General features: G+C 39.4%; 7 protein-coding genes and 1 pseudogene. 3 read left to right on the forward strand and 5 right to left on the reverse strand.

Annotated elements, in window-relative coordinates; all coding sequences use genetic code 11:
* A partial coding sequence (locus LC574_RS24110; RefSeq protein ID WP_229456087.1) for a hypothetical protein occupies positions 1 to 252 on the forward strand: 252 nt, incomplete at its 5' end.
* Between the two features lie 231 nt (positions 253 to 483).
* Here LC574_RS24110 and LC574_RS24115 read toward each other — a convergent pair.
* Both LC574_RS24115 and ssb read right to left on the reverse strand, forming a co-directional pair.
* Positions 484 to 903, reverse strand: coding sequence for a hypothetical protein (locus LC574_RS24115; RefSeq protein ID WP_029631539.1), 420 nt, complete (start codon positions 901 to 903; stop codon positions 484 to 486).
* 73 nt (positions 904 to 976) lie between these two features.
* Positions 977 to 1,360 (reverse strand): single-stranded DNA-binding protein, encoded by a 384-nt coding sequence (gene ssb / locus LC574_RS24120; RefSeq protein WP_069072286.1) that lies wholly within the window; start codon positions 1,358 to 1,360, stop codon positions 977 to 979.
* 237 nt (positions 1,361 to 1,597) lie between these two features.
* Here ssb and LC574_RS24125 point away from each other — a divergent pair, with 237 nt between their 5' ends.
* Together LC574_RS24125 and LC574_RS24130 are read left to right on the forward strand one after the other, a co-directional pair.
* Positions 1,598 to 2,776: a hypothetical protein gene (locus tag LC574_RS24125; protein WP_229456088.1), complete on the forward strand. Its 1,179-nt coding sequence runs from the start codon at positions 1,598 to 1,600 to the stop codon at positions 2,774 to 2,776.
* Positions 2,755 to 3,516, forward strand: coding sequence for a hypothetical protein (locus LC574_RS24130; protein ID WP_229456089.1), 762 nt, complete (start codon positions 2,755 to 2,757; stop codon positions 3,514 to 3,516). Before LC574_RS24125 ends, LC574_RS24130 begins: the two co-directional genes overlap by 22 nt.
* Here the strand turns inward: LC574_RS24130 and LC574_RS24135 are convergent, their stop codons facing one another.
* The 3 genes and pseudogenes from LC574_RS24135 to LC574_RS24145 form a co-directional block, all read right to left on the reverse strand.
* Positions 3,517 to 4,191 (reverse strand): hypothetical protein, encoded by a 675-nt coding sequence (locus tag LC574_RS24135; RefSeq protein ID WP_229456090.1) that lies wholly within the window; start codon positions 4,189 to 4,191, stop codon positions 3,517 to 3,519.
* Between the two features lie 78 nt (positions 4,192 to 4,269).
* On the reverse strand, positions 4,270 to 4,527 hold the full coding sequence (locus LC574_RS24140; RefSeq protein ID WP_229456091.1) for a hypothetical protein: 258 nt from the start codon (positions 4,525 to 4,527) through the stop codon (positions 4,270 to 4,272).
* Positions 4,528 to 5,026: 499 nt separating this feature from the next.
* A pseudogene (locus LC574_RS24145) lies at positions 5,027 to 5,534 on the reverse strand (thiamine biosynthesis protein ThiF); the annotation flags it as partial.

Raw genomic sequence — 5,534 nt, forward strand, 5'->3', positions numbered from 1 at the left:
CTCAAAGATAATTACCGAGAGCGCATATTTGCAGAATCGCAAAAACTAGATAAAAGTTACCTGGACACCCTTTACTTTATAGTTGATTGCTATTTTGTTTTCATCAAGGCTGGATTACCTGCACAACAAGTAGTTTTTACGCCGATTAATACTGAGTCAAACAAACAAGACCAGCCGAATCCCCAACCATCTCCAGACCCAAAACCAGAAGATCCTGATGACGAAACATTCAGTCTTGATTTTGAATTGTAACCGTCAGATGAAGTTGGCAATGGTAATTCCCAACCCGTGGGGGTAATTATGTCAAAAAAGTTTGAAATCTAGCTCTTGTGCAAGTTATATAGTATTTATGTACTATATAAGATGAGTTGGTGTCGGCTATTTTACCAAACAGTGGATTTTTATTCCGGATTTCTGTAAAAAAAATAATGCCAGTACCAACAAGTAACCCTGTATGTACTAGCATTATTCAGTTAATTTGGTCTAGAACGGAGGTTCTTGGTCTAAATCTTCATCTGTCGAAGTAACGTTATCTTCGAGTAGTTCTTTGGCAAAATCGGGAGTTTCTGGCGAGTGAGGGGTTTTACTAACCTGGGTGAGTTCGTTGATGGGTTGTGCTGACATAAAGTTTCTGATTACGAATGTGGCAATCTTTTCTTTGTAATCACCCCTGTTATCAACTAGTAAATCGAGATATCCTTCTGCTGTGCCGTGTACGCCTTCCCCTTGTTCGTTAATAACGACGGCGGGTGCGCCCTTGGAACGGAATGGCATTTCGTCAGCAACTACTCCCTCCTTGGAACGGTAGTAGAATTCGGCGATTCCAAAGGCAATCAAGGAACCTTCTTTGTCGTGGGTAGTGTTCACTGACTTAAGATTGATAGTTGCAGTATTATGAATCATGTTCGTTTTATTTGTAGATTGATTAGATGGTTTATCGCCTACGATTTATAGTGCATAGGCGATTTGTAATTTCCTAGAAATTTGCGTTAGCTACAGTCTGTGTTTCGTTTGGTGCAGAAGTGGATGTAGATTCTTCCTTACGGGGTGAACCTAACAATTCAATAGCGTTGATTGTAATTACGGGTTTTTGCCGCATAGTGCCAGAATTTTTATCTGCCCAACGATCAAATCCAAACTCGCCAGTAATTGCAATTTGGGTTCCTTTACGAACGTAATTTCCAATCACTTCTGCTTGATTTCCCCAGGCGACTAAATCAAACCAAAGGGCTTGTTCACTTCTGTAGGGTGGTCTGACTGCAATAGACATTGAAGCCTTAACTGCGCCAGACTCGAAATATTTGAGTTCTGGTTCTTGTCCGCATCTGCCAACCAGCATGACTTTGTTGATATAGTTCATAACGCGAGGATTTATATATTTCTCTTATTGCTGCGTCAGCATTAGTTCTTTCAGGATTTATTATTTTGACGAGTTGTTTTATTTAAACCACATTCTTTTTTATTCATACTTATGAGTTATTTTTTGTCCTTGTTTATCGTAAAGTTGTGGTTTTTACTAGGGAACGACAAGTTACTCTGTGCTATGGTGGTATCGCAATTAGCGTGGTCTGTATCTAAAAATTATAAGTAATGACTTATGCCTGAATATCTTCTCCTGAAGCGAGTAAGTATTTGTAAGCTGATGCTTTTGGCTTTGATATGGATACAGTCCGATGAGGATAGCCAAAACCAGTTGACTTCTGACTACTCATCTTCTTTGCGGGTAGAAAATCTTACCTGGTTAGGAGAAACATCTGTTGGAGAAGATGTAGAGCATTTTTGCGATGTTTCCAATACAACTAGGATAGGCGTTTGGGGAGAAATCCTAGAACTGAAATTAGTAGATTTAATTGCTGATTTACCGACTTGTTTGCACGATGCGTCATGGTTTGCCCTACTGGCAATTACCATGATGCTAGTGGATAAGGAACTAGACCGAGTATGCGTACATTCACAAGATGAGTATTTTGCCCGGAATATCGCGCTTGAAAGTTTAGCAGATTTGGGTGATTCTTACTTAGCCAAAGGCCATCCTTATTTAGATTTTCCTCTATCGTTAGAAGACGCTAAATCATTACTGCCAGTTAATAGAAAGCAAGAGCTAGAAATCGAGTTAGATAAATTTATTATTGATACTTATGAAGACGATTTTGATGATCAATCTCCAGAGATTAGTGAGTTTTCACCCATCTATTTACAAGAGATTTTAAAAGAGTTTTTTACTGAATCTGATTGGCAGGGTGATATCAATCAAGAGGCTGTTGCCCAACTGCAACAGAAGTATGGTTTGCAGTATTCAGAAGGTGCGTTTTCTGCTGAAACTGAGGGGCACGAACGTTGGGGGAAAACGCTTGTTTTTCTCAAACAGTTTATAGGTCTGGATTCCAGTTTTATCGAAAGCCAGAGCGATTTATTCCTTGATGATGAATCTCAGGTGGCTGATTTACCTGATTACTTCTGTATCGAGTCTCATTTAGAACGTTGGCAAGACCGAACAGTTGTTTTATCACGGTTGGTTCATACTTTGGTTTATTTCATGCTGGTAGGGCAAAATTATGAACCCAATCATCTGCAAGATTTGATGGCTATTCCAGCTTCTTCGCGGGCCACATCTAGCTTACAAGCTTGTTTAGGTGTAGCTGCTTACAGAAGTGGTTTTTATATGGCTGCTTATAATATTCCTGAATCAGAAGTTGGGCGCAACTGGCTTTTAGAAAAAGCTTTCCCTAGCCTGTGTGATTTTTATCAAACAGGTTGGTTGAGTGGGAAGCAATAATTAATATTTTATTGTTAGTTTACAAATACAAATTTATTTTTATGAAAAAATACTTATTTATAGGATTGTTACTCTTACTGATTGGATGTTCATCTCCAGAAAAAGAAGATAAAGTCTCGGCTGTAGAATCAAATTCTTCACCTACGCCATCATTATCCTCAGCTAATGTTAATAATGCTACGCCATCGCTAAATCCAGAAGTGTTACCTGATTTATCAAATAAAGAGAAGCTTGGAGAAGTTAATGCAGAGAACGACTTAATTGACTTGTTCTATTTTGATGCTAATGGTGTGAAAGTCAGTTTGACTATAGCAGCTGATAAAGGTTGTTTTGTCTACGTGCGGCGAAGTACTCCAGACCGAGTTGGTGAAGTTGAAATTGAGTCACTACGGCGCGAGAAGTTAGGTCTGTGGCGTTCGTATAACACTCAGCGACTTCTAACTCAACCTGCTGGCAATAAACTAAAGGTTTATTCATCAAGTGAGGAACTTTCTTCTACTTATGAAAATCCTGCTGTATCACAAGAACTCCTTGTGGCAGTGAAGGAATTGAAAGAGCGTGAAAAATCGTTTAAATTACTTTTACGTCAGGACTTGAGGGCAAGTGATTCAGAAAGACGAATTTATGTCAATCAGTGTCAGAAATTAGGTAATTTTTATTATAAAGAAGAACTACCTCCTCTCACAAAAAAGGAGAGGAAGGACTTTGAAAAGAGTGTAGAAAAAAGTACTGAAAATTAGTTATGAGAACAGTGATAATTGCTCCATCTGAATATTACTTTCAGTTGTAGTTGCTTTAACAGGGTGTTTGTTCTTATTTGACGACCTTTTACCCCACCCTTCTTTCGCCGCGTGTTTGACTACACGAGAACGAATATCAGCAGCCAGGGTTTCATAATCAGAGCGGATTTTGTCATACGAAACCGGAGTTGTACCAATCTTCTCCCACAGTTTATCGTATTTGAAATTCTCAAAAGGTCTGTGCCTGACGAGGGCATCATGACTTGCCCAGAGGTAAACATCTGTCCATTCAGATGAAAGCGGCACTTCAAAAGCAATTGGCATCATAAGTGCAACAACTTCGCTACTAGAGGCGAGTTTACCTACTTCTCCCTTTTCTATCTCTTTTAACGCTGTATCTAATCTATCGACTGCGATCGCTTTTCCTACCCAAGACGGAATTGACTGTTGCCAGCCGTTCTGCTGAGTCACAATTGGCCCGACGATGTATTGAACAATTTCATGACTTGCTCCTGCTAGATCAAGTAGACTGGCTGTTACAACTTTGTTAATCCCTTGGCTGGTTAGTAGCTGAAGTATCTTTCTAGTGCTAGGAGTAAGAATTTCGCTAGCTTTTTGGCTTTTGCTGTTACGTATGGTTTCTTCGACATCGAATAAGCTTTGCTGCTGGTTCATATTCTTTATGTGTAAATAAATACCGCCAGCTAGAAGTACTTCTAACTGGCAGTGCTTTTTGATAATGGGTGTGTTTTGCTATGGCAGAAGTAGGTTATCCCAAACGCTTCTAGGAGTAACGTGATGCAACAATTGCTTTCTTGCTTGAGTGAATTTAGCTAGCAATTGAGTGCTTTTTAATTTCTGCCACCAGTTGTGTTGCAGGTAGGTAAGCAGCCATAATTGTGTCTCGTGATTCCAGCTTGAGATGGAGTTACTCAAACTGAGTGCGCTGAGGATATTGTTAGGGGGTACTTCCAGTTGACTTGTGATTTCTTGTGAGATGGAAGCTAACATTGTTATGTTGGCGATCGCTTGACCAGGACTGCCCGAACTGATAGCTAGTATTTTTTCTGTTACCTCAATTTGTTGGTCTTCGAGGACAGAAATAACCTCCTCATCAGTTTATATTTGGTGGCTTCGAGATTTACGTAGAATCTCAACTTTACCAGCAAGGGATCTGTCAAAATTTTTATTAAGGTTATTTTGAGTATTTTAACTGATTGACAAAAGGCACTTTATTTTAACCTCTCACGAATGTACTATTGGCGATAGGGTTATAACTATGGTTATAACCCTGTTTATAGTTAAGCCTGCTGTAATTGTTTTTGTTGCAGCTTTTGAATAGCTTTTCGGATTCAGTTTTTACAGTTAGATTAGAATAATTTATCGTTGATAAATACTCTGGATTCTGTTCGACTAGCTCAAGTATTTGGTAATTGAATCGATTCATAAAAATATATCCCAAATTTACTTTTTCGGGATATATATGCGTAAGCTATTTGTGGTAATTTATCTACGGGATATAGTATTTTTTGAAATTGTCGATGCTTGTGTATAAACTTCGGGTTGACATTGCTTTGAGGTCAAAATAACTGGCGAACTTTTTCAACCCCCCGGTGAGGGTTAATTCTAGTAAGTACTGGGCTGCGATCGCACTCGTCATTTTATTGACAAATAGCGATTGATAATTCCGTGCTTGAATTTCTGCACAGGAGAGGTTGTTGTCAGTGAGTTCTTCCAGTTGAGGAACAAGCAGTTCTGGGTGAACTAGTGCCGGGGAGGGAAGATGTAACCAGAATTTAGGTCTGTCTGGGTTATTAGTAGCCTGGACTATATCAAAATTAAAGTGTGTTCCAATTACTACTTGTCCGGCGTGGTTGCTGTTTCCACAATCCAGCCAAAATAGCGATGCTGGCTCCTTCGCGCTGTTTAGTTTGAGAACTGAGTGAATTTTGCTCCTAGCGGCGCTGTTATCCACATAACCAATAATTACGGTTAGGGTGTTCCATGAATTGGTGGCG

Origin of the sequence: Nostoc sp. CHAB 5715 (genome assembly GCF_020829685.1) — a bacterium.
GTDB lineage: Bacteria > Cyanobacteriota > Cyanobacteriia > Cyanobacteriales > Nostocaceae > Nostoc.